At 73.9% G+C, this 19,701-nt stretch carries 17 protein-coding genes and 1 pseudogene; 3 read left to right on the top strand and 15 right to left on the bottom strand.

Features of this window, described 5'->3' with window-relative positions:
• Window positions 1-249: 249 nt before the first annotated feature.
• From ACFXAM_RS03875 to ACFXAM_RS03890, 4 genes are all read right to left on the bottom strand, one after another.
• On the bottom strand, window positions 250-1,638 hold the full coding sequence (locus ACFXAM_RS03875) for a S8 family serine peptidase (RefSeq protein WP_380287401.1): 1,389 nt from the start codon (window positions 1,636-1,638) through the stop codon (window positions 250-252).
• Between the two features lie 260 nt (window positions 1,639-1,898).
• The gene (gene fabG / locus ACFXAM_RS03880) at window positions 1,899-2,657 is read right to left on the bottom strand and encodes a 3-oxoacyl-ACP reductase FabG (protein ID WP_380287402.1); all 759 of its coding nucleotides are present in this window, start codon (window positions 2,655-2,657) and stop codon (window positions 1,899-1,901) included.
• 64 nt (window positions 2,658-2,721) lie between these two features.
• Window positions 2,722-3,909 (bottom strand): thiolase family protein, encoded by a 1,188-nt coding sequence (locus tag ACFXAM_RS03885; RefSeq protein ID WP_380287403.1) that lies wholly within the window; start codon window positions 3,907-3,909, stop codon window positions 2,722-2,724.
• Window positions 3,910-3,945: 36 nt separating this feature from the next.
• On the bottom strand, window positions 3,946-5,094 hold the full coding sequence (locus tag ACFXAM_RS03890; protein ID WP_380287404.1) for an acyl-CoA dehydrogenase family protein: 1,149 nt from the start codon (window positions 5,092-5,094) through the stop codon (window positions 3,946-3,948).
• 127 nt (window positions 5,095-5,221) lie between these two features.
• Here ACFXAM_RS03890 and ACFXAM_RS03895 point away from each other — a divergent pair, with 127 nt between their 5' ends.
• Complete coding sequence (locus ACFXAM_RS03895) at window positions 5,222-5,917, top strand: TetR/AcrR family transcriptional regulator C-terminal domain-containing protein (protein ID WP_380287405.1); 696 nt, start codon at window positions 5,222-5,224, stop codon at window positions 5,915-5,917.
• Here the strand turns inward: ACFXAM_RS03895 and ACFXAM_RS03900 are convergent.
• The 6 genes from ACFXAM_RS03900 to ACFXAM_RS03925 all read right to left on the bottom strand — a co-directional run bounded on the left by ACFXAM_RS03900 (window position 5,860) and on the right by ACFXAM_RS03925 (window position 12,619).
• Window positions 5,860-7,101, bottom strand: a complete 1,242-nt coding sequence (locus ACFXAM_RS03900) for a nitric oxide synthase oxygenase (RefSeq protein WP_380287406.1) — start codon at window positions 7,099-7,101, stop codon at window positions 5,860-5,862. The genes ACFXAM_RS03895 and ACFXAM_RS03900 overlap by 58 nt on opposite strands.
• Before the next feature lie 218 nt (window positions 7,102-7,319).
• Window positions 7,320-8,303, bottom strand: coding sequence for an L-histidine N(alpha)-methyltransferase (egtD, locus tag ACFXAM_RS03905; protein ID WP_380287407.1), 984 nt, complete (start codon window positions 8,301-8,303; stop codon window positions 7,320-7,322).
• 65 nt (window positions 8,304-8,368) lie between these two features.
• Complete coding sequence (egtC, locus tag ACFXAM_RS03910; protein WP_380287408.1) at window positions 8,369-9,106, bottom strand: ergothioneine biosynthesis protein EgtC; 738 nt, start codon at window positions 9,104-9,106, stop codon at window positions 8,369-8,371.
• Complete coding sequence (gene egtB, locus ACFXAM_RS03915; protein ID WP_380287409.1) at window positions 9,106-10,545, bottom strand: ergothioneine biosynthesis protein EgtB; 1,440 nt, start codon at window positions 10,543-10,545, stop codon at window positions 9,106-9,108. The genes egtC and egtB overlap by 1 nt, the downstream gene beginning before the upstream one ends.
• Entirely contained in the window at window positions 10,542-11,900 is a 1,359-nt protein-coding gene (egtA, locus tag ACFXAM_RS03920; protein ID WP_380287410.1) for an ergothioneine biosynthesis glutamate--cysteine ligase EgtA, read from the bottom strand. The genes egtB and egtA overlap by 4 nt, the downstream gene beginning before the upstream one ends.
• Window positions 11,901-12,166: 266 nt before the next feature.
• Window positions 12,167-12,619, bottom strand: coding sequence for an SRPBCC family protein (locus tag ACFXAM_RS03925; protein ID WP_380287411.1), 453 nt, complete (start codon window positions 12,617-12,619; stop codon window positions 12,167-12,169).
• Window positions 12,620-12,795: 176 nt separating this feature from the next.
• Here ACFXAM_RS03925 and ACFXAM_RS03930 point away from each other — a divergent pair, with 176 nt between their 5' ends.
• Window positions 12,796-13,602: an SAM-dependent methyltransferase gene (locus ACFXAM_RS03930; protein WP_380287412.1), complete on the top strand. Its 807-nt coding sequence runs from the start codon at window positions 12,796-12,798 to the stop codon at window positions 13,600-13,602.
• Window positions 13,599-15,716: a putative bifunctional diguanylate cyclase/phosphodiesterase gene (locus tag ACFXAM_RS03935; RefSeq protein WP_380287413.1), complete on the top strand. Its 2,118-nt coding sequence runs from the start codon at window positions 13,599-13,601 to the stop codon at window positions 15,714-15,716. The genes ACFXAM_RS03930 and ACFXAM_RS03935 overlap by 4 nt, the downstream gene beginning before the upstream one ends.
• A 32-nt stretch (window positions 15,717-15,748) precedes the next feature.
• Here ACFXAM_RS03935 and ACFXAM_RS03940 read toward each other — a convergent pair.
• The 5 genes and pseudogenes from ACFXAM_RS03940 to ACFXAM_RS03960 all read right to left on the bottom strand — a co-directional run.
• Window positions 15,749-16,033: pseudogene (locus ACFXAM_RS03940) on the bottom strand (GTP cyclohydrolase); the annotation flags it as partial.
• A gap of 60 nt (window positions 16,034-16,093) precedes the next feature.
• Window positions 16,094-16,303, bottom strand: coding sequence for a hypothetical protein (locus ACFXAM_RS03945; RefSeq protein ID WP_380287414.1), 210 nt, complete (start codon window positions 16,301-16,303; stop codon window positions 16,094-16,096).
• Window positions 16,304-16,462: 159 nt separating this feature from the next.
• Window positions 16,463-17,032 carry a GNAT family N-acetyltransferase gene (locus tag ACFXAM_RS03950; protein WP_380287415.1) on the bottom strand — a complete coding sequence of 190 codons (570 nt, stop codon included), beginning with the start codon at window positions 17,030-17,032 and terminating at the stop codon, window positions 16,463-16,465.
• Window positions 17,022-17,726, bottom strand: coding sequence for a lasso peptide biosynthesis B2 protein (locus tag ACFXAM_RS03955; RefSeq protein ID WP_380287416.1), 705 nt, complete (start codon window positions 17,724-17,726; stop codon window positions 17,022-17,024). Before ACFXAM_RS03955 ends, ACFXAM_RS03950 begins: the two co-directional genes overlap by 11 nt.
• Before the next feature lie 19 nt (window positions 17,727-17,745).
• Window positions 17,746-19,563 carry an albusnodin/ikarugamycin family macrolactam cyclase gene (locus ACFXAM_RS03960; RefSeq protein ID WP_380287417.1) on the bottom strand — a complete coding sequence of 606 codons (1,818 nt, stop codon included), beginning with the start codon at window positions 19,561-19,563 and terminating at the stop codon, window positions 17,746-17,748.
• Between the last annotated feature and the right edge of the window lie 138 nt (window positions 19,564-19,701).

Genomic DNA, 19,701 nt, shown 5'->3' on the forward strand with positions numbered 1-19,701 from the left:
CCTGCCCGCCCACCCCACCCACCCCCCCCGCGGCTGTGGGGGTATGCGGTGGCAGCTGTGGGGTTTGTGGTCGGGGGGGTGGTTCCGGGTCTGAAGTGGCGGGCTTGGCGGGCGGTCCAGGGCTATTCGAGGGTGACGACGGAGCCCGGGTCATCCGTCAGGCCCGCCGCTCGCCCGGACCATGGAACCCGCAGGTCGCAACCAGCCGGCCTCCGAGCCGCCCGGGGCCGGCCCCTTCCGTGACCGGCTTCAGCGGCCCGCGAGGGCGTGGGCGAAGCGGTGGGCGTCGATGGTACCGAGGCCGGCGGCGAGGTCGTAGCCCTTGGTGGCCTGGTAGCCGGTGACGCTGTCCCACGAGTTGTCGCCGGTGGTCACGTCGACCAGGCCGCTCCACTGCCCGGGAAGCAGGTCGAGGCCGTAGAGGCGCCAGTTGAGCTGGCCGAGGCGGCGGCCGGCGAGCTGGTCGGCGAGGGCGACCACGCCGGAGAAGACCGGGGCCGCCTCGCTGGTGCCGCCGGTGAGGTGCCAGCCCGCCCGGGCGGGGTCGTAGGACTCGTACGTCCACGCGCCGCCGTCCACGGCCGCGCTCATGCTGATGTCGGGGGTGCCGCGGTGGTTGCCGGTGACCTGGGCGACGCCCGTCTGGTACGGCGGCCGCGCGAAGACGCCGGAGACCCCGCCGCCGCCCGCGCCGTAGGCGTCGTGCCAGACCTTGTCGGGCGCGGTGCGCTTCCCGGCGTCGTCCAGGGTGAGCTGGGTGCCGCCGATCGAGGTGACCAGCGGGTCCGAGGACGGCCAGGAGTTGACCCGGTACGGGTAGAGGTCGGTGCCGTTCTCCTGGTAGTCGGTGGCGCCGGCGTCGCCGGAGGAGGCGAGCACGGTGACGTCGTGCGCGGCGGCCTCCTTGAAGGCGTAGCGCAGGTCGGTCAGCGAGCGGAAGTCGCCCTTGTCGAAGCCGGGGAAGGTGTTCTCGGTGGCGCCGAAGCTCTGGGAGATGACGTCGGCCCGGCCGGAGCGGATGAGGGCCCGCTCGGCGTCCATCATCTCGGGCAGGCCGGTGGTGCCCTCGGTCTCGGCGACCCCGGTCTCGACCAGGATGATGTGGGCGTCCGGCGCGATGGCGTGGGCGTACTCGACGTCGAGGGTGGCCTCGCCGGCCCAGCCGGTGTGATCGGGGTTGGTGGGGTCGAACGGCGGGACGTCGCCCCACTTGACCACCTCGACCTGGGTGTCCGGCAGGCCCCACTGCCGGTCGAAGACCTCCAGGTCGTGCTGGATGGTGGGGGAGCCGAAGGAGTCGACGATGACGATGGTGCGGCCCTTGCCGGTGACGCCCTCCCGGTAGAGGGCGTTGAGGTTGTAGGCCTCGCGGTACTGGAGCGGGGAGTAGCAGTGCAGGCCGAGTTCGGCCAGGCACTGCGAGGTGGACAGGGGCGCCGTGCGGCCGACGGCGCTCACCCGGCCGGCCGAGGCGGGCCTGACGTGGACGCCGGCGGCGCTCGGCGCGGCGCCGGTGCCGGTGCCCGCGGCGGTGGTTCCACCGGAGGCGGTGCCGGTGGAGACGGTGCCGGCCGCGAGGGCGGTGGCCGCGACGGCGAGCAGGGCCAGGGCGCGGCGGAGGGTGCGAGGGCTGCCCATGGGACTCCTAGGGACGCTGGGCCCGGCCGGGATCGGACGGGGCGGTCCGGCCATCCCATCGAGTGCCGCATGATCATGCCATAGTCATTTCATGCTGTCGGCATGGTCGTCTCCGGCCACCGAAAAAGGTCAAGGCCGTCCCAGGTGAAGGTAACCCACCACCTGGGACGGCCCGCTGACCGACCGTCAGGAAATCTGAACGCGTCAACATGTCAACGCGTCAACATGTCAACGCGTCAACACGTCAACGTGCCGACACCTCAACGCGCCCCGCCGTTGACGTACAGCGTCTGGCCGCTGACGTACGAGGCGTCCTCGCTCGCCAGGAAGGCGACCACCGAGGCGATCTCCTCCGGCTGCCCGACCCGCCGCAGCGGCGTGCGGGCGGCCACCTCGCCCTGGTGGTCCTCGGCCGTGGCGCCGACCCGGGCGGCCGTCGCGGCCGTCATCGCGGTGGCGATGTAGCCGGGGGCGACCGCGTTCACATTGATGTTGAACGGGCCGAGCTCGATGGCGAGGGTCGCCGTCAGGCCCTGGATCCCGGCCTTGGCGGCGGCGTAGTTCGCCTGGCCGCGGTTGCCGAGCGCCGAGCGCGAGCTGAGCGAGACGATCTTGCCCCACTTCTGCGCCACCATGTACGTCTGCGCCACGTGGCTGCAGTTGTACGCGCTGGTCAGATTGACCGTCAGCACCGCGTCCCAGTCGGCCTTCGGCATCTTGAAGAACAGGTTGTCCCGGGTGATCCCGGCGTTGTTGACCAGGATGTGGAGGCCGCCGAGGTCCTCGGCGATCCGCGCGAACACCTCCTCCACGGCGTCGTAGTCGGCCACGTCGCAGCCGTACGCCCGGGCCGTGCCGCCCTTGGCGGTGATCTCCTCGGCCGTTCCGGCGGCCCGCTCGGCCGAGAGGTCGACCACGGCCACCGCCGCGCCCTCCTCGGCCAGCCGGCGCGCGGTCGCCGCGCCGATGCCCTGCGCCCCGCCGGTCACGACGGCGACCTTGCCCGCGAATCGGGTCACTGCTGCTCCTTCGTCAAGTCCTTCGACACCTGAGTGGGAAAACGGACGGGGCCGGCCGGGCCCGTCAGGCGGACTCCACCAGCACCGCCGTGCCCTGGCCGACGCCCACGCACATGGTGGCCAGGCCCCGGCGCCCGCCGGTGCGGCGCATCCGGTGCAGCAGGGTGGTGAGGATCCGGGCGCCGGACCCGCCGAGCGGGTGGCCGAGCGCGATCGCGCCGCCGGCCGGGTTGACCAGCTCCGGGTCGATCCCCAGCTGGTCGACGGAGGCCAGCACCTGGGCGGCGAAGGCCTCGTTCAGCTCGGCCTCCTCGATCCGGTCCAGCGACCAGCCGGCCCGGGCGAGCGCCTTGCGGGTGGCCGGCACCGGCCCGATGCCCATGACGTCCGGGTGCACGCCCGCCGAGGCGCCGGCCACGTACCGGCCGAGCGGCTGCAGGCCGAACTCGTTCAGCGCCTCCTCGCTGACCAGGACGAGCCCGGCCGCGCCGTCGTTCATCGGCGAGGCGTTGCCCGCCGTCACCGTGCCGCCGGGGCGGAAGGCGGGCTTGAGGCGGGCCAGCTTCTCCAGGCTGGTGTCCTCGCGGATCGACTCGTCCGCGGTGACGCTCACCCCGTCGGCCCGCTCGACCGGGATCAGCTCGGCGTCGAAGTGGCCGTCCTTGCGGGCGGCGGCGGCCCGCTGGTGGCTGCGCAGCGCGAAGGCGTCCTGCTGCTCGCGGGTGATGCCGTAGCGGTCGGCCACCTCCTCGGCGGTCTCGCCCATGGAGAGCACGCCGTGCAGCTCGGCCATCCGGGGGTGGGTGAGCCGCCAGCCGAGCCGGGTGTCGTGGGTCTCGATCCGGTGCGGCAGCGCCTCGTCGGGGCGGGGGAGGACGAAGGGGGCGCGGGTCATCGACTCGCAGCCACCGGCCAGCACGACGTCCGCCTCGCCGGAGCCGATCGCCCGGGCGGCCATGGTGACCGCCTCCAGGCCGGAGGCGCAGAGCCGGTTGACGGTCGCGCCGGGGACGCTGTCGGGGAGTCCGGCGAGCAGGACGGCCATCCGGGCGGCGTTGCGGTTGTCCTCGCCGGCCTGGTTGGCGGCGCCCCAGTAGACGTCGTCGATCCGGGCCGGGTCGAGGGTGGGCAGTCCGGCGAGCAGGGCGCGCAGCACGGTGGCCGAGAGGTCGTCGGGGCGGACCGTGGCGAGCGCTCCGCGCAGCCGGCCGATGGGTGTGCGGCGGGCGGCGGCGAAGTAGACAGGACGCACGACGTCGGGCTCCTCGTGGTGAAGGGGGACGGTGGGTCAGAAGGCGTTGACGCCGGTGAGCGCGCGCCCGATGAGCAGCTGGTGGATCTGGCTGGTGCCCTCGTAGAGGGTCATCACCCGCGCGTCGCGCAGGTACTTGCCGACGGGGTACTCGTCGATGAAGCCGTAGCCGCCGAACACCTGGAGGGCGTTGTTGGCGGCCCGCACCGCCGCCTCGCTCGCGAACAGCTTGGCGACGGAGGACTCGGTGGCGAACGGCAGGCCGCGCTCGATGTGGTCGGCGACCTTCCAGGTGAGCAGCCGGGCCGCCTCGACGTCCACGGCGATGCCGGCGAGCAGCTGCTGCACCAGCTGGTGCGAGGCGATCGGCGCGCCGAACTGCTCGCGCTCCCCGGCGTAGCGGACGGCGGCGTCCAGGCAGGCCCGGGCGATGCCGACGCAGCCGGCGGCAACCGACATCCGGCCCTTGGCGAGCGCGGCCATGGCGACGGTGAAGCCCTTGCCGACCTCGCCGAGCCGGGCGTCGTCGGGCACCCGGACGCCGTCGAGGACGAGCTCGGCGGTGGCCTGGCCTCGCAGGCCGAGTTTGCCGCGGATCTCGGTGCGGGTGAAGCCGGGCAGGCCGGTGGGCACCAGGAAGGCGGTGATGCCCCGGTGGCCCGGTCCGCCGGTGCGGGCGAAGACGAGGGCGACGTCGGCCCAGGTGCCGTTGGTGATGAAGGTCTTGCCGCCGCTGAGCAGCCAGGTGTCGCCGTCCCGCACGGCCCGGGTGGTGAGGTTGGCGGCGTCGGAGCCGGTGCCGGGTTCGGTGAGGGCGAAGCAGCCGAGCGCCTCGCCGGAGGTGAGCCGGGGCAGCCAGTGCCGCTTCTGCTCCTCGGTGCCGAAGGCGTTGACGGACTTGGCGACCAGGCCGAGCGAGACCGAGACGATGCCGCGCACGGCGGAGTCGCCCCTGCCCAGCTCCTCCAGGACCAGGCAGTACGCGAGGTGGTCGCCGCCGCTGCCGCCGTACTCCTCGGGAACGGTCAGGCCGAGGAAGCCGACCTCGCCCAGCTTGCGGACGATCGCACGGTCGATCGACTCGGCGCGGTCCCACGCGGCGGCGTGCGGCACGATCTCGCGGTCGGTGAAGGCGGCCGCGAGCTCGCGGACGGCGGCCTGTTCCGCGGAGAGTGCCAGGTCCATCGGGCGCCCCCAGGTAAACTAGCGCTGCAAGTTTTACGAGGGGACTGTAGCTCCGACCGGCCGCGCTGGGAAGGGGCACCTGCCAGAATCGCTCCACACCCCCACCCGACCGGAGGAGCCGCGCCCGATGCCCCGCCCGCGCACCCCCCTGCTCAACCGCGAGCGCATCGTCGCCGCCGCGCTCCGGCTGGTCGACGAGGAGGGGCTGACCGCGCTCTCCACCCGCCGGCTGGCCGCCGAGCTCTCGGTGAGCGGGCCGTCCCTCTACAACCACTTCGCCACCAAGGACGCGTTGCTGGACGCGGTGGTGGACGGGGTGATGGGCGAGGTCGACCTGTCGATGTTCGCGGCCGGCACGCCCTGGCCGCAGGCGCTGCGCGACTGGGCCCGCTCCTACCGGGCCGCGCTCGCCGCCCACCCGAACATCGTCCCGGTGCTCGCCCAGGGCCCCGGGCGCCGGCCGAACGCGCTGCGGCTGGCCGACGCCGTCTTCGGCCACCTGGTCGACGCCGGCTGGCCGCGCGGGCAGGCGACCAGGATCGGCGCGCTGATGCGGTACTTCGTCACCGGCTCGGCGCTGGCCTCGTTCGCGGCCGGGTTCCCGGAGGACGCCGGGGTGTACGACGCGGCCGACTACCCGCACCTCGGCGAGGCCCACCGGCTCGCCGAGCACCGGGCGGCCGTCGACGAGGGCGCCTTCGAGACGGGGCTGGAGGCGCTCCTCGACGGGCTGGTGCTGCGCTTCGAGAGGCTGGAACAGCGGGATCACCAGGGCTCGCGGGCCACGAACGCCGGGCGCAGCGAGGGGTCCACCGGGTCGTAGTACCGGTGGTAGACGGGGGTCAGCCCGCCGGAGACCGGTGGCACGATCCAGCTCCAGTCGGCGGGCGTCGGCCGCCCGGCCCGCTTCTCCTGCGCGATGTGCCGCAGGAACCGCCCGGACTCGGTGTGGTGGTCGGCCATGGTGACCCCGGCCTCCTCGAAGGAGTGCAGCACCGCGACGTTCAGCTCGACCAGGGCCCGGTCCCGCCAGAGCGTGCGCTCGCTGGAGGTGTCCAGGCCGAGCCGGCCGGCGACGGTGGCGAGCATGTCGTAGCGGTCGGCGTCCGCCAGGTTGCGGGCGCCGATCTCGGTGCCCATGTACCAGCCGTTGAACGGCGCGGTGGGGTAGTGCACGCCACCGATCTCCAGGGTCATGTCGCTGATCGCCGGGACCGCGTACCAGCGCAGGCCGAGCTCGGCGAACCACGGGTGCGCGGGGTGGGAGAGCCGGACCTCCAGCGTGGTGTCCTCGGGCAGCCCGTACCAGGCGGGCCGTTCGCCGGGCCGTTCCTGGACCAGCAGCGGCAGCACCTCGAACCGCTCCTCGCCGCCCTTCCAGCCGAGGTCCCGGGCCCGGGCGGCGAGCTGTCCGCCCGCCGGGTCGCCGATCCACCGGCCGTCCGGGCCGGGGTGGCCGGCGTAGCGCACCAGCTGCTGGTTGAGGATCCGGGCGGCCGGACGGCCGGGCCGGTCGGGCGCGAACACCGAGACCACCGGGCGGATCCGGCCGCCGTTGGTGGCGGTGCGCAGGTGCTCGAAGCACTCGCCGGCGATGTCGTCGGCGGAGGAGAGGTGGCGCAGGTCGCGCACCACCAAGCTGCGCCAGTACAGCCGGCCGATGCAGCGGGCGGCGTTGCGCCAGGCGAGCTTGGCGCCGTGGGCGAGTTCGGCGGGGGTGTGCTCGTAGGTGCCGGTGCGGTCGATCTCGTCGAGCACGGCGCGTATCCGGGGCTCGGGATCGCCGGCGGCGGGGTGCTCGGTGTGGAACTGCCGGATGAAACCGGCGGCCTGCCGGGGGTCGGTGAACTGCTGCGGGCCGGTGCCGGGCTGCTCGGGGGCGGGCGCCGGGGGTTCCTCCGGCACCAGGTGGCCGTGGACGTGGGCGTGCGAGTAGGGGCAGGCGGCGGCGGGCCTGCGGGTGCCGCCCGTGCCGCGGGTGCGAAGCCGGTCGAAGATCAAGGACATCCCTCCTGCCCGACAGGGATACCGGAGGTGCGCGGTCGACCGCAGGGAGTGAACGATTCGGCCCCGCCCCCGGCGCTTTGGCGCTAGGGTGCGGGGCCGACGGCTCGGCGCGGGTCGCTCCGCCGTCAGTGACGCTCCGTCGCACGTGGTGCGGCAGACCCTTCGGGATCCTGACGGGACGCCCCGTGGATCCCTTTCGTCATGAGTGAGGTGAACGGTCACACAGCCGTCTCGCCGGGCCGGGCCAGGGAGAGCCCGAACCGGCCCTCGTCGTCCGTCCACCAGGCCGTCAGCCGCAGCCCGGCCGCCGACAGCTCCTCGGCGACCCGCTCCCGGCGGAACTTCGCCGACACCTCCGTGCGCAGCTCCTCGCCCTCGGCGAAGTGCACCGGCAGGTCCAGCGCCGGGATCTTCACGGTCTGCGTGACCAGCGAGCGCAGCCGCATCTCGATCCACTCCTGCGCCGGGTCCCAGAGCGCCACGTGCGCGAAGGTCTCCGGGTCGAAGTCGGCGGACAGCTCGCGGTTCAGCACGTTGAGCACGTTCCGGTTGAACTCCGCGGTCACCCCGGCCGCGTCGTCGTAGGCGGCGACCAGCACCGCCGGGTCCTTCACCAGGTCGGTGCCGAGCAGCAGGAAGTCGCCCGGGTCGAGCGCCTCGCGCAGGGCGCGCAGGAAGCCGGCCCGCTCGGGCGGCAGCAGGTTGCCGAGGGTGCCGCCGAGGAAGGCGACCAGGCGCGGGCCGGCGGCCGGCGGCAGGGCGAGCCCGGCGGTGAAGTCGGCCAGCACGCCGTGCACCGCGAGGCCCGGGTACTCGGTGGCCAGCGCCTCGCCGGCCGCGGTCAGCGCGCTCTCGCTGACGTCCACCGGCACGTACGACTCCAGCGTGCCGAGGCCGCGCAGCGCGTCCAGCAGCAGCCGGGTCTTCTCGGAGGAGCCGGAGCCCAGCTCCACCAGGGTGCGGGCGCGGGTGGCGGCGGCGATCTCGCCGGCCCGGGCGGTGAGGATGGCCCGCTCGGCCCGGGTCGGGTAGTACTCCGGCAGCCGGGTGATCTCCTCGAACAGCTCGCTGCCCCGCGCGTCGTAGAACCACTTGGGCGGCAGCGTCTTGGGGTCGGCGGTCAGCCCGGTCTCGACGTCGTGCCGCAGCGCGGTGCTGAAGTGGTCGGCGGGCAGCCGCCGGGTGAGATCGAAGGTGCTCATGACAGGTGGGTCCTCTGTTCAGGAAGTGAAAGATGTGAATCCGCGGTGGGCCGCGGGCCGCCGCGTCAGAGCGGCTTGACGGTCACCCCGTCCGGGCCGGCCAGCAGCAGCGACCGGTCCGGTACGACCGTCCAGTCGGGATGGTCGTCGGAGGGCTCGGAGGCGACCAGCACGCCGAGGCCGGGCACCGTCCGGTGGTGCAGGGTGTCGCCCCAGGTGGTGGCGGCCATCTCCCGGCCGTCGGTGAGCAGCAGGTTGATCCGTCCGGTGGTGTGCGCGACCGTCTCCGCGACGGTGTCGGCCAGCGCCTCGCCGAGCCCGGCGCCCGCGCGCAGCCGGTGCAGCGCGAGCGCCCACAGCAGGGCCGAGTCGGTGCGCGACTCCAGGGTCAGCAGTTCCTGCGGCGGCAGCAGCGCGGCGAGCGCGCCGGTCCGCTCCGGCCAGCCGGCCAGTGCCCCGTTGTGGCTGAACAGCCAGCGCCCGGCGGCGAACGGCGCGGCCGCCTCCTCGCCCGCCGCGCAGCCCTCGGTGGCCGAGCGGACCGCCGCCAGCAGCGCCCGGGTGCGCAGGACCCGGGCGAGATCGGCGAACGAGGCGTCCGCCCAGACCGGCCCGGCCCGGCGGTAGCGGGCCGGTACCTCGTCGCCGTCCGCGTACCAGCCGAGGCCGAAGCCGTCCGCGTTGACCGTGCCGTACTGCTGCAGGCGCGGGGCCCAGGACTGCCGGTAGAGCCCGGACGCCGGTTCGACCAGCAGCGTCCGGGGGGCCACCGGCTCGCCCAGGTAGCCGAGGTGGCGGCACATCAGCCGGCCTCCGCGACGGTCCCGCGCCCGCTGCCGCCACCGTCGTCGACGTCGGCGGCGGTGCGGAACCCGGCGAAGATCTGCCGGCGCACCGGGTAGTCCCAGTTGCGGAAGGTGCCCCGGCAGGCGACCGGCGCCACCGCGAAGCAGCCGCCGCGCAGCACCTTGTGCTCCGGCCCGAAGAACACCTCCGAGTACTCCCGGTACGGCCAGGCCCGGAAGCCCGGGTAGGGGCGGAAGTCGCTGGCCGTCCACTCCCAGACATCGCCCATCAACTGCCGTACCCCGTACGGGGAGCGGCCCTCGGGGTAGCTGCCGGCCGGGGCCGGGCGCAGGTGCCGCTGGCCGAGGTTGGCGTGCTCGGGCCCGGGCGCGCCGTCGCCCCACGGGTAGCGCCGGGAGCGGCCGGTGGCCGGGTCGTGCCGGGCGGCCTTCTCCCACTCGGCCTCGGTGGGCAGCCGCCGCCCGGCCCAGCGGGCGTAGGCGTCCGCCTCGTACCAGCTGACGTGCAGCACCGGCTCGTCGAGCGGCACCGGCTCCAGCACGCCGAAGCGGCGGCGCAGCCACTGGCCGTCCACGTGCTGCCAGTACAGCGGTGCGGTCAGCCCGGCGTTCCTGCGGTGCGCCCAGCCCTCGGGCGTCCACCAGTGCGGCTCGTCGTAGCCGCCGTCCGCGATGAAGCGCAGATAGGCGGCGTTGGTGACCGGGGTGGTGTCCAGCCGGTAGGCGGGCAGGTCGACGCGGTGGGCGGGGCGCTCGTTGTCCAGCGCCCACGGCTCGGTGTCGGTGCCCATGGTGAACGGGCCGGCCGGGATCAGCACCTCGGCAGGCAGCGTGGCGGCGTCCGCCGGGGCGGGCGGCGGCGGGGGAGCGGCCAGCGCCGGTTCGCCCTTGCGGAGCTGATGGGTGATCAGCATGGTCTCGTCGTGCTGCTGCTCGTGCTGGGCGATCATGCCGAAGGCGAACCCGGCGGTCAGCAGCGGCGGGCCCTCCAGCGGGCTGGCGGCGAGCAGGTCGAGCACCCGGCCGCGGACCTCGCCCGCGTACGCGCGCGCCTCGGCGGGCGGCAGCAGCGGCAGGCTCGGCCGCTCGGCGCGGGGGTGCTCGAAGGCGTCGTAGAGCGGGTCGATCTCCGGATGCATCGGGTCGCGGCCGCCGACGTTGCGCAGCAGCCAGAGCTCCTCCTGGTTGCCGATGTGCGCGAGGTCCCAGACCAGCGGGGACATCAGCGGGGAGTGCTGGGCGGTGAGGTCGTGGTCCTCGACGCAGTCGGTGAGCGCGGCGGTGCGCGCGCGGGCGGCCAGCAGCTCGACGGCGATCGTCTCGCGCAGCGCCTCCGGGGTCAGCGCCTGCGGCGCCGGGGCGGCGGGGGCCGGGGCGTCCGGCGTGGAGCGGTTCGACGGGGGAGTGCCCCCGGCCTGGCGGGCGTCGTCGATCATGGTGCGGCCTCCTCCGGGGGAGTGCGTCGGGTGCCGGCGCGCAGGGCGTCCAGCTGGTCGTCGGCCGGGCAGCGGCCGCGCGCGGGGTAGCGCTCGGCGTAGGCGGCGACGGTGGCGCGCAGCCGTTCGGCGCCGGGCAGCCGGCCCAGCGCGGCGTCGGCGGCGGCGAAGCAGGCGAGGGCGGCGCGGCGCAGTCCGGGGTCGGCGGTGGCCAGGGCGGCGGCCCGGCGCCAGAGCTCGCTGCGCGGCGGGCGGGGGTCGTCGTCCCGGGGCGGCTGCAGCGGTTCCAGGGCGGCGAGCGCGGCGTCGGCGGCGAGCGGGTCGTCCAGCAGCGCGGTGACCAGGGCGGTCGGCACCACCCAGCCGTCGCCCGGCTGGGCGTCGATCATCCGCAGTTCCAGGTGGCCGTGCGGGCGCACCGGCGGGAACAGGGTGGTGCGGTGGTAGTCGAGGTCGGCCAGGGTGGGCGGGCGCTCGCCGCCGCCGCGCAGCCAGTCGCCGAAGGTCAGCCCGGCGGGCGCGGTCCAGGGCAGGCCGTCGTGGCGGCGCACGCAGAGCACCTCGGCGTCCAGCACGTAGTCGGCCCAGGCCTCGCGGGGGTCGCCGTGGTCGGGCGCCGGGGCGAGCGTGCGGCTGGGGTCCATCCGGGACCACACGGTCTGCCGGGTGGAGCGGTGCCCGGTGGGGCGGCCGTCCAGCAGGGGGGAGTTGGCGAAGGCGGCGACCAGCACCGGGCCGAGCCGGTGGGCGAGCAGCCAGCGGCGGTCCAGCGCGTGCGGGCCGTCCTCCGCCCCGGCGTCCAGGCAGACCTGGAGGGAGGCGGTGCCGGTCATCATGATCCGGCCCCAGGGGCCGGCCGCGTCGAAGTGGCGCTCCATCGCGAGGTAGCGCGGATGGTCCAGCACCATCGTGCGGGGGCGGGCCAGCGGGTCGGTGCCGGTGCCGATCAGGCGCAGGCCCTGGGCGGCGAAGGCGGCCCGCAGGGCTCCGAGGTCGCGCCGGGTGTCGGCGACGCAGGCGGTGAGGCTGTCGGCGGGCGGGGAGCTGAGCTCGACCTGTCCGCCGGGTTCCAGGGTGAGGCGGGAGCCGGAGGGGAGCGAGGTCCCGTCGGGGCCGCCGAGCGGTAGTGCGTCCAGTGCGGCGTGCAGCCGCTCCGGGGGGACCGGGCTGTCGGGACATCGTTCGTCGTGGACGAACGACTCGACCTCGACGCCGACCAGCCGGGGCGGGCCGATCTTGAAGCAGACGCCCGCCATGTGGCTGCGCGCGGCCGATTCGGTGAGCGGGCTCACCGCGTCGGCTTGCGGCTGCGGGCTCTGCCGGTCGGTCGGGTTGGGCGGTCGAAGGGGTATCACCGGACTCTCACCATCCTCGGGACACGGGTGCGGCCCGGACTACCCTGCCCAGTCTGCCCCGGACCATGCGGAGCCGCCGCGCAAACATCCGGTGAAGGCCGGTCGTCGCAGGCGGGAACGGTGCGGACGGGTGAACGGGGCCGGCCGGGGGCGGGATCCGGCCGCCGGAGCGCACGGATCCGGCCGCCCGGACGGCGAGCACCCCGTGCACCGCCCATCGCGCACCGCCCCACCGCGCACCGCGTGCCGCACCGGGCGGGATCCGGTCAGGCCCGCCCGGCCAGGTGCGCCGCGAGGCCGCGCCGGCCGCGCCGCATCATCACCGCGTGGTTGGCCCGGAACAGCGGGCGGGCGGGCAGCGCGAGGCGGCGCAGCAGCGGCCTGGCCGGGCGGGTGTCCTCCTCGAACAGCGCCAGCGCCCCGCCCGCCCCGTCCGCGGTGACCGTCCAGCGCGACCAGCCGGTGAGGTCCCCGTGCATGGCGGCCTCCAGCACCCCGGCGCCGGGGTCGCGCCGCACGGCGGTGAGCCCGATGACGAGCCGGTAGGGGAGCAGCGCCCGGACCAGCACCTCGCCGCGGTCGGGACCGGTCCGCCGGACGGCGCGGACCTCCGGCCACCAGCACGGGTAGCCGGCCACGTCGGCGAGCGCCTCGAACACCTCCCCCGGCGGTGCGGCCAGCCGCCACACCCCGTGGAACCGGTAGTGGTTGGGGTCCACGGGGGCACTGTAGCGGCGGGCCGCGGGGTGCCCGGTGCGGCGCCCGCGGGAAGGGTGCACTCCGCTTGCATGCGTTCGGCGTGCAAGGGAGGATCTTTTGTGCTTGTAGTCTCATCAGTCACAGCTGCCACATCCGGTGGCTGAGCGACCGGAACCGGAGCGAAGGAGTCCCGAGGATGCGGCGACCGAACTGGGTACCGGAGGGCACGGACCTGGACAAACCGAACGCCGCACGCGTCTACGACTACTACCTCGGGGGCTCGCACAACTTCGAGGTCGACCGGGAGATGGCCCGCAAGGCCATCGCGCTGTGGCCGGAACTGCCGCAGATCATGCGCTCCAACCGGGCCTTCCTGCGCCGCGCCGTCCAGTTCACCGCCGAGCGCGGCATCGGCCGCTTCCTGGACATCGGCTCCGGCATCCCCAGCTTCGGCGCCGTCCACGAGATCGCCCGCGCCATCCGCCCCGAGGCGCAGGTCGTCTACGTGGACCGCGACCCGGTCGCCGTCGCGCACAGCCGCCTGCTGCTGGAGGACGACCCGGGCAGCTCCGTCGTCCAGGCCGACGTCCGGGACGTCGAGGACCTCATGTCCCGCCCGGAGGTGACCGCCCTGCTCGCCGCCGGCGAGCCGGTGGCCGTGCTGCTGGTCGCCGTCATGCACTTCGTCCAGGACGCCGAGGACCCGTGGAAGCTGATCGCGGTGATCCGCGACGCCCTCCCGCCGGGCAGCGCCCTGGTCCTCTCCCACGCCTCCCTGGAGGGCCGCCCCGACCAGGCCGAGGACCACCAGCGGCTCTACCGGATGACGCCCACCCCGCTGACCATGCGCACCCACGAGCAGATCACCGCGATGTTCGAGGGCTTCGAGCTGGTCGAGCCCGGTGTCGTCTACCTGCCGCAGTGGCGGCCCGACCAGCCCGAGACGGTCGGCGAGCACCCCGAGCGGATGACCGGGGTGGCGGGCGTGGGGTTCCGTTCGTGACGGAGGCGCCGGAACCGAGCAGCGGCGCCGAACGGTTCCACGAGGACTGGGCGCGGCTGCTCTCCGGTGACCACGGCACGGCGGTCCACCCCGGGCTGCTCGGCCGGCTCGTCTCGCGCACCGCCGGGCTGCTCCACCGCGCCCAGCTCGACCACCCCTTCGAACCGCAGCTGGCCGCCGCCGCCGGGGCCGAACTGGTCGAGGCCCAGTTCACCGACCCGGTGGTGCTCGCCCGGGCGGTCGAACTGCTCCAGCGCCACCGCGCCGCCGACGGCCGCGGCCCCGCCCTGAGCGGCGCCTTCGCGGCCGGCTGGGCGGCCGCGCTGCGCGAGCGCACCCTGCGCGAGCAGGAGGCCATCCGCACCGCCGCCGACCTCGCCCGCAAGGAGGCCGAGCGGGCGCTGCGCGCCTCCGAGGCCCGCTTCCGCGCCCTGTTCGAGAGCGCCGCCATCGGCATCGGCATCGGCGACACCGACGGCAACATCCTCGCCGCCAACAAGGCCCTCCAGGACCTCTTCGGCGCCGGCCCCGACGACATGATCGGCCGCCGGGTCGGCGACCTCGTCCACCCCGAGGACACCGACGGCGTCTGGGAGGCCTACGAGGAGCTGATCAGCGGCAAGCGCGAGTACTTCCAGTTCGACAAGCCGTACTACCGGCAGGACGGCGAGATCGTCTGGACCCATCTGACGGTCTCGCTGATCCGCGACGACGACGGCCTGCCGCAGTACCAGGTCGCCATGCTGGAGGACGTCACCGACCGCTACCGGCTCCAGGAGCGGCTGCGCCACCAGGCCACCCACGACCCGCTGACCGGCCTGCCCAACCGGGCCGCGTTCTTCGAACGGCTGGAGAAGCTCTTCGAGGACCCGGACCCGGGCGCCCGGTTCGGCCTCTGCTACGTCGACCTCGACGGCTTCAAGGTGGTCAACGACAGCCTCGGCCACGACACCGGCGACCAGCTGCTGTGCGCCGTCGCCGCCCGGCTGAAGGCCGCGCTCGGCCCGCTCGGGCACCTGGTCGCCCGGCTCGGCGGCGACGAGTTCGTCGTCCTGCTGGAGAACAGCCGCGGCGAGCAGGAGGCGGTCGCCGCCGCCAAGACCGTGCTGAAGGCGCTCGCCGGGCCGGTGCTGATCGGCGACCACAAGCTCGCCGTCGGTGCCAGCGTCGGCGTCCTGGAACGGCGCGTGTCCACCACCACCCCCGGCGCCGCCGTCCGCGCCGCCGACCTCACGCTCTACCGCGCCAAGGAGGCCGGCCGGGGCCGCTGGACGCTCTTCGACCCCAAGGAGAACGCCCGCGCCGTCTCCCGCTACGCCGTCTCGGTGCGGATGCCCGCCGCCCTCGACCGCGGCGAGTTCTTCATCGACTACCAGCCGCTCTACGCGCTCGCCGACGGCCGGCTCGCCGCCGTCGAGGCGCTGGTGCGCTGGCGCCACCCGCAGCTCGGGGTGCTCGGCCCGGACGAGTTCGTCACCACCGCCGAGGAGACCGGGCTGATCATGCCGCTCGGCCGCTGGGTGCTGGAGCAGGCCTGCGGCCAGGCCGCCGACTGGATCAAGCGGTTCGGCGACGCCGCGCCCCAGCTCAACGTGAACCTGGCGGTGCGGCAGGCCCGCAGCGCCGCCCTGGTCGGCGACCTCGGCCGGATCCTCGACACCACCGGCCTCGACCCGTCCCGGCTCCAGCTGGAGATCACCGAGTCCACCGTGGTCGGCCCGGAGGACGAGGCGCTGCGCACCCTGCACGGGCTGGTCGGCCTCGGCGTCTCGCTCGCCGTGGACGACTTCGGCACCGGCTGGTCCAACCTCGCCTACCTGCGGGACCTGCCGGTCTCCGGGCTGAAGATCGCCGGCTCCTTCGTCGGCGACCTGCACGACCCGGCCAAGGACGAGGGGACCGGCTGGCGGATCGTCAGCGGCCTGGTGTCGATGGCGCACGCCCTCGGACTGACCGTCACCGCCGAGGGCGTGGAGACCGGACGGGACGCCGAGCGGCTGCGCGTCATCGGCTGCGACTGGGCGCAGGGCTGGCACTTCGGACGCCCGGTGCGCCCGTCCGAGATCGCCCGCCGGATCGCCGAGGAGCCGCGCGGCCGTCCGCTCGCCGGCTGAACGCCCGGCGGCCGTGACGGGCGCCCGGCCGCTCAGCCCACCAGCCGGGACAGCTCGATCGAGTGCCCGGTCCGCTCCGCCTTGGCCCGCAGGTAGCGGACGTTGCTCTCCGACACGTGCACACCGGTCGGCACCCGGCGCTCCACCGTGACGCCGAGCGCGGCCAGCTGGGCGGCCTTGTCGGGGTTGTTGCTCAGCAGCTCGATGCCGCCGACGCCGAGTGCCCCGAGCATCTGCGCGGCGGCGGTGTAGTCGCGCCCGTCCTCCGGCAGCCCGAGCGCGGTGTTGGCGTCGTAGGTGTCCAGTCCGGCGTCCTGGGGTAACGGTACACCCCTCCACCTTGTTCCCGACCTGCGGAAACGTCTTGAGCTAGACGGCTACGTACCTGTCTCGCGAGCTGCGTCGTGGCCGGTTCCAGCCGCTGCCTCCCGCCGAACTGCGGTGGAGAAATCGCGCAGACGGGCCATGGTCACCTCGGCCTCGGCCAGGTCTCCCGGTGCCAGGTAGACCACCTGCTGTGCTCCGAGCCCGTCGTGAGCTATCTCGACTTCAAGTCCAATCAGGCCCCGCTGCTTCGTTTGCGCCATGTGGGGGAGCCTAGCCGGTGATCGACTTCCCTTCGCAGGGCTTCGCCGGGACGAACGACAAGCCCCCGGCCTGCGGCTGCGGGGGCAGTCACAAGACGGGGGCCAGCCCGCCGCGAGGGGGTGAGCGGCGGGGGTGCGGTGTGGTCGCGGACGCGCCGGTCAGCTCGCGGGTCCGAAGACGCTCGGGCCCGAGAAATCCGCCGCCAGGGCGTCCATGATCAGCTCGTCGCAGACCGCGCCGTGCCAGTACCCGGCCTGGCGCATGGCACCGACGTGTTGGAAGCCAGCCGTCTCGTAGACGTGGACGGCCGCCTTGTTGGGGGCGAGCACCTTGAGCCAGACGGACCGCAGGTTGGCAACGTGGAACCCGAAGTCCAGCGTCAGCCGGGTCGCCGAGGTGGCGAGGCCCTGGCCCCGTGCTTCGGGCGCGATGACGAGGATGTATTCAGCGGCGCGGGTGTAGGTGTCGGGCTGGAGAGTGGTCATGCCGGCGGGCACGGGGTTCTCGGGGTCGGTGAGGTCGTAGACCGTGAACCGGATGTTCCGGCCCGCGAGCTGCTGCTGAAGGCCCTGGGTGCGGCTCGGCAACGACTCGGGAACTGGACGGCCAAAGCCGATTAGTGAACTCGGGTCTTCCTCCCAGCGCCAGTACTGCTCTGCCAGGTCGGATCGGAGGGGGCCGAGCCCGCAGGTGCCAGCGGACAGCCAGATGATCTCTTCAACGGACATGGTGTGCTCCGGGGATGCTAAGAATCGCTGTGAACAGGCCAGTTGAGGTGGGCTCCGCGACGGGAGTCCCGTCAACGGTCTCGATCCAGGCGTGCAACCGTATCGGGTCGGGTGCGACTCCATGGCGCCAAACCGCAGCCCTACCGGTCAGCTGGAGCAGCAGCATCGCGGCGGCCGACTCCTCCAAGCAGTTGGTCCGTCCGGGCGAGTACCAGCCCGCGCTGCGGGCGGCATGGACGGCCTGTTCGGCTTGGCTGACGGTCGCCGGCCTTCTCCGTCCCTTGCTGGCGGAGTGAACCAGCTTGAGAACTCGACCCATCGCCTCATGCTCGGGGCCTGCGGTCTTCACGGCGTGGACCGCAGCAAGGGCGGCAGCCGCCGCCAGCGTCCGGGTACGCGGAACCGGGGGGAGCGGGCTCAGACCAGCACGGAACTCGTCGCCGCCCCAGCTTGCCGTCGGTGCCTTCGCCTCACGGACGGCTCGCCACGGGCGGGGCCGGTTGGTCGCTACCAGCAGCCCCCCGCCCAACAGCGAGGTCAAAAGCTTCTCCGGGAGGTGCCGGGCGCTGCCGAACCTGGCCGTCTGGCAGAGAGCCGCGCCGGCCGACGCGGGGAGGGCGCTTACCTGACCGTTGTGGTAGTTCACCAGGACGACGGCATGCCCGAAGTCCACGCCGCGGACGTGCCCAGGCATGGTCACGAATGGAGGCGAGTCAGCCACGGCCTTCCCCCTCGTGTGCCTCAACCCAGCGCGGCTCCGGCGCGCGGTCCAGCGACTGAAGCCACGCCTCGACAGCGAGTGTCCGGTCCAGAATCCCCATCGGCACGGGCAAGCCCATCGCGGCCTGCTTCAGCGCGCGACGAAGAGCCCGGGGCTCGACCAGGCCGAGGGCGGCGAGGAACCCGTCCGCCAGGCCGAGCAGGGCATTCAGGTTCTCCCGTCGGCCGGTGTAGAAGTCGGCGTTGAACGAGCCCTTGGTACTGCGAGCGGCGAGAGGCCCCGGCAGTAGAGAGCCCATCGCCCGCACCAGATGCGGCTTGTAGGCATACACCGGCGGCCGGGCTTCGAGTGGAACACGCAGAACGGCGTTGACCACGCTGGCGTCCAGGAACGGGTTCCGAAGGTGGATACCGACGCCCTCGGCCAGCGCGGCATCCGCCTGCGCCGTCCGGGCCACCTCACGCACCTCGTCCATGACCGTACGGACCCCGGCATCGAGACCCCTGAGCGGGTCCGGGGCGGCGGCCACCCGCTCCACCTCACCCCGTACTAATGGAAGGGTCTCGACCCCTGCCCACGCCGGGAGCGTTACGGGCGGGAACCAGTGGACAGTGCCGGCCGCCGAAGACGAGCCCTGACTGATGTGCGCGGCGAGTCGGTCCAGTGCCTCGGACCGGGAGAGACGGGCCGAGGCGACCGCTTGCCGGAGGATGTTCGAGAGAGGCAGATGCCGGAGCCGTGCCCAGCCCGCAGCTTGGTCGAAAGCGGCCCGGATCTGCCGGTGTCGAACGAGATCGGCGATGTGGACCGGCGGCTGCGAGCAGACGCTGTCTCCGCCGTCGCCGGTTAGATGGAGCCTGGTTTCGAAGTTCTCGGCCATCCACTCCAACTGCCGGAGCAGCCCGGCCCAGGCCATGGTGGACGGGGCTGGCTCATCTGCGGCGGGTACGTCAGTGATCCCGGTGTAGGGCAGGTGCTCGTGTTTCGTCGGCAGGAGGTGATGCTCGATCCTGCCGGGCATGGAGTCCGCCACGAGCCGAGCGAACCGGAGGTCGGCCCCCGACTCATCCCCGTCCGGGTGGACCGTCACGGCGGTGACGTGCATGTCGTCGGGTGCTCGGCGGGCCGCCAGGAGAGTGACCGACGATGAGTCCAGCCCGCCCGACAGGTCAGTGCTGAACGGGCTGTCGCCCAGGCCCAGACCCACAGCCTTCTCCAGCTCGACCCGAAGGCGCTCGCTCGGGTCGGGGGCAACGTCCGGCTGAGGCAGCCAGAGATTCGTGATCTGGGGTGCGGCACACGGAGCGAGTCGGATACGGGCCCCCGGCGGCAACTGCTCGACCCCGGTGAAGTAGGACCGGTTCGCAACGAGGAGAGGGAGCAGGGGCGTGAACACCGCTGTAACGAGCCGCTGCGTGTCGACTGGGGCCCTTCTGAGTCCCGCCAGGAGCCGTGCCGACGACGACCAGGCCCACCCCGAACCGAACCGGGTGACGTAGACCGGCTGAGCGGCGGCCGGGTCGGTGAAAATCACGGTCTCGCGCTCGGTCTCGCTGACCACCGCATAGGCCCCCGGCCAGCGCCACGCCAGATCGGCCGGCAGGGGCCCCGCGGCCAACGCCTTCAGGTCGGTCGGCCGCGCACCGCTCAGCCCGAGGACAAAGAGTCGGAGGGACGGGCCGCTCTCCTGGACGTAGAGCTGGGTCGGCGTCATGCCGTCCAGCCACACGCTCGACTGCGGATGCAGCCGTGTCGCACCCAACGGGCGTGGTGTGCCCGTTGCGGAGCTGCTGAAGCCCCCGAAGGCCATGGTTCCTCCCCTTGGCATCACTGGCGGAAAGAGGAGCGGTGGGGGGGCGGCGCGCGCGCGCGCCGCGAGCGCGGGGGGGGGAGGAGGCTCGGGGGGGTAAAAGGCCGCGGACGCCCCCCCCCCCCCCCCCGCGCCCCC

It is taken from the genome of Kitasatospora sp. NPDC059462 (assembly GCF_042749955.1).
Taxonomy (GTDB): Bacteria; Actinomycetota; Actinomycetes; order Streptomycetales; family Streptomycetaceae; genus Kitasatospora.

Bases quoted from the DNA above. Each gene is read 5' to 3' on its own strand.
- ACFXAM_RS03930 (WP_380287412.1), top strand. From the start codon at position 12,796: ATGCGGCGACCGAACTGGGTACCGGAGGGCACGGACCTGGACAAACCG.
- ACFXAM_RS03955 (WP_380287416.1), bottom strand. From the start codon at position 17,726: ATGCCTGGGCACGTCCGCGGCGTGGACTTCGGGCATGCCGTCGTCCTG.
- ACFXAM_RS03890 (WP_380287404.1), bottom strand. From the start codon at position 5,094: ATGGACCTGGCACTCTCCGCGGAACAGGCCGCCGTCCGCGAGCTCGCG.
- egtC (WP_380287408.1), bottom strand. From the start codon at position 9,106: ATGTGCCGCCACCTCGGCTACCTGGGCGAGCCGGTGGCCCCCCGGACG.
- ACFXAM_RS03875 (WP_380287401.1), bottom strand. From the start codon at position 1,638: ATGGGCAGCCCTCGCACCCTCCGCCGCGCCCTGGCCCTGCTCGCCGTC.
- ACFXAM_RS03900 (WP_380287406.1), bottom strand. From the start codon at position 7,101: ATGTCCTTGATCTTCGACCGGCTTCGCACCCGCGGCACGGGCGGCACC.
- ACFXAM_RS03960 (WP_380287417.1), bottom strand. From the start codon at position 19,563: ATGGCCTTCGGGGGCTTCAGCAGCTCCGCAACGGGCACACCACGCCCG.
- ACFXAM_RS03950 (WP_380287415.1), bottom strand. From the start codon at position 17,032: ATGTCCGTTGAAGAGATCATCTGGCTGTCCGCTGGCACCTGCGGGCTC.
- ACFXAM_RS03945 (WP_380287414.1), bottom strand. From the start codon at position 16,303: ATGGCGCAAACGAAGCAGCGGGGCCTGATTGGACTTGAAGTCGAGATA.
- egtB (WP_380287409.1), bottom strand. From the start codon at position 10,545: ATGATCGACGACGCCCGCCAGGCCGGGGGCACTCCCCCGTCGAACCGC.
- ACFXAM_RS03895 (WP_380287405.1), top strand. From the start codon at position 5,222: ATGCCCCGCCCGCGCACCCCCCTGCTCAACCGCGAGCGCATCGTCGCC.
- egtD (WP_380287407.1), bottom strand. From the start codon at position 8,303: ATGAGCACCTTCGATCTCACCCGGCGGCTGCCCGCCGACCACTTCAGC.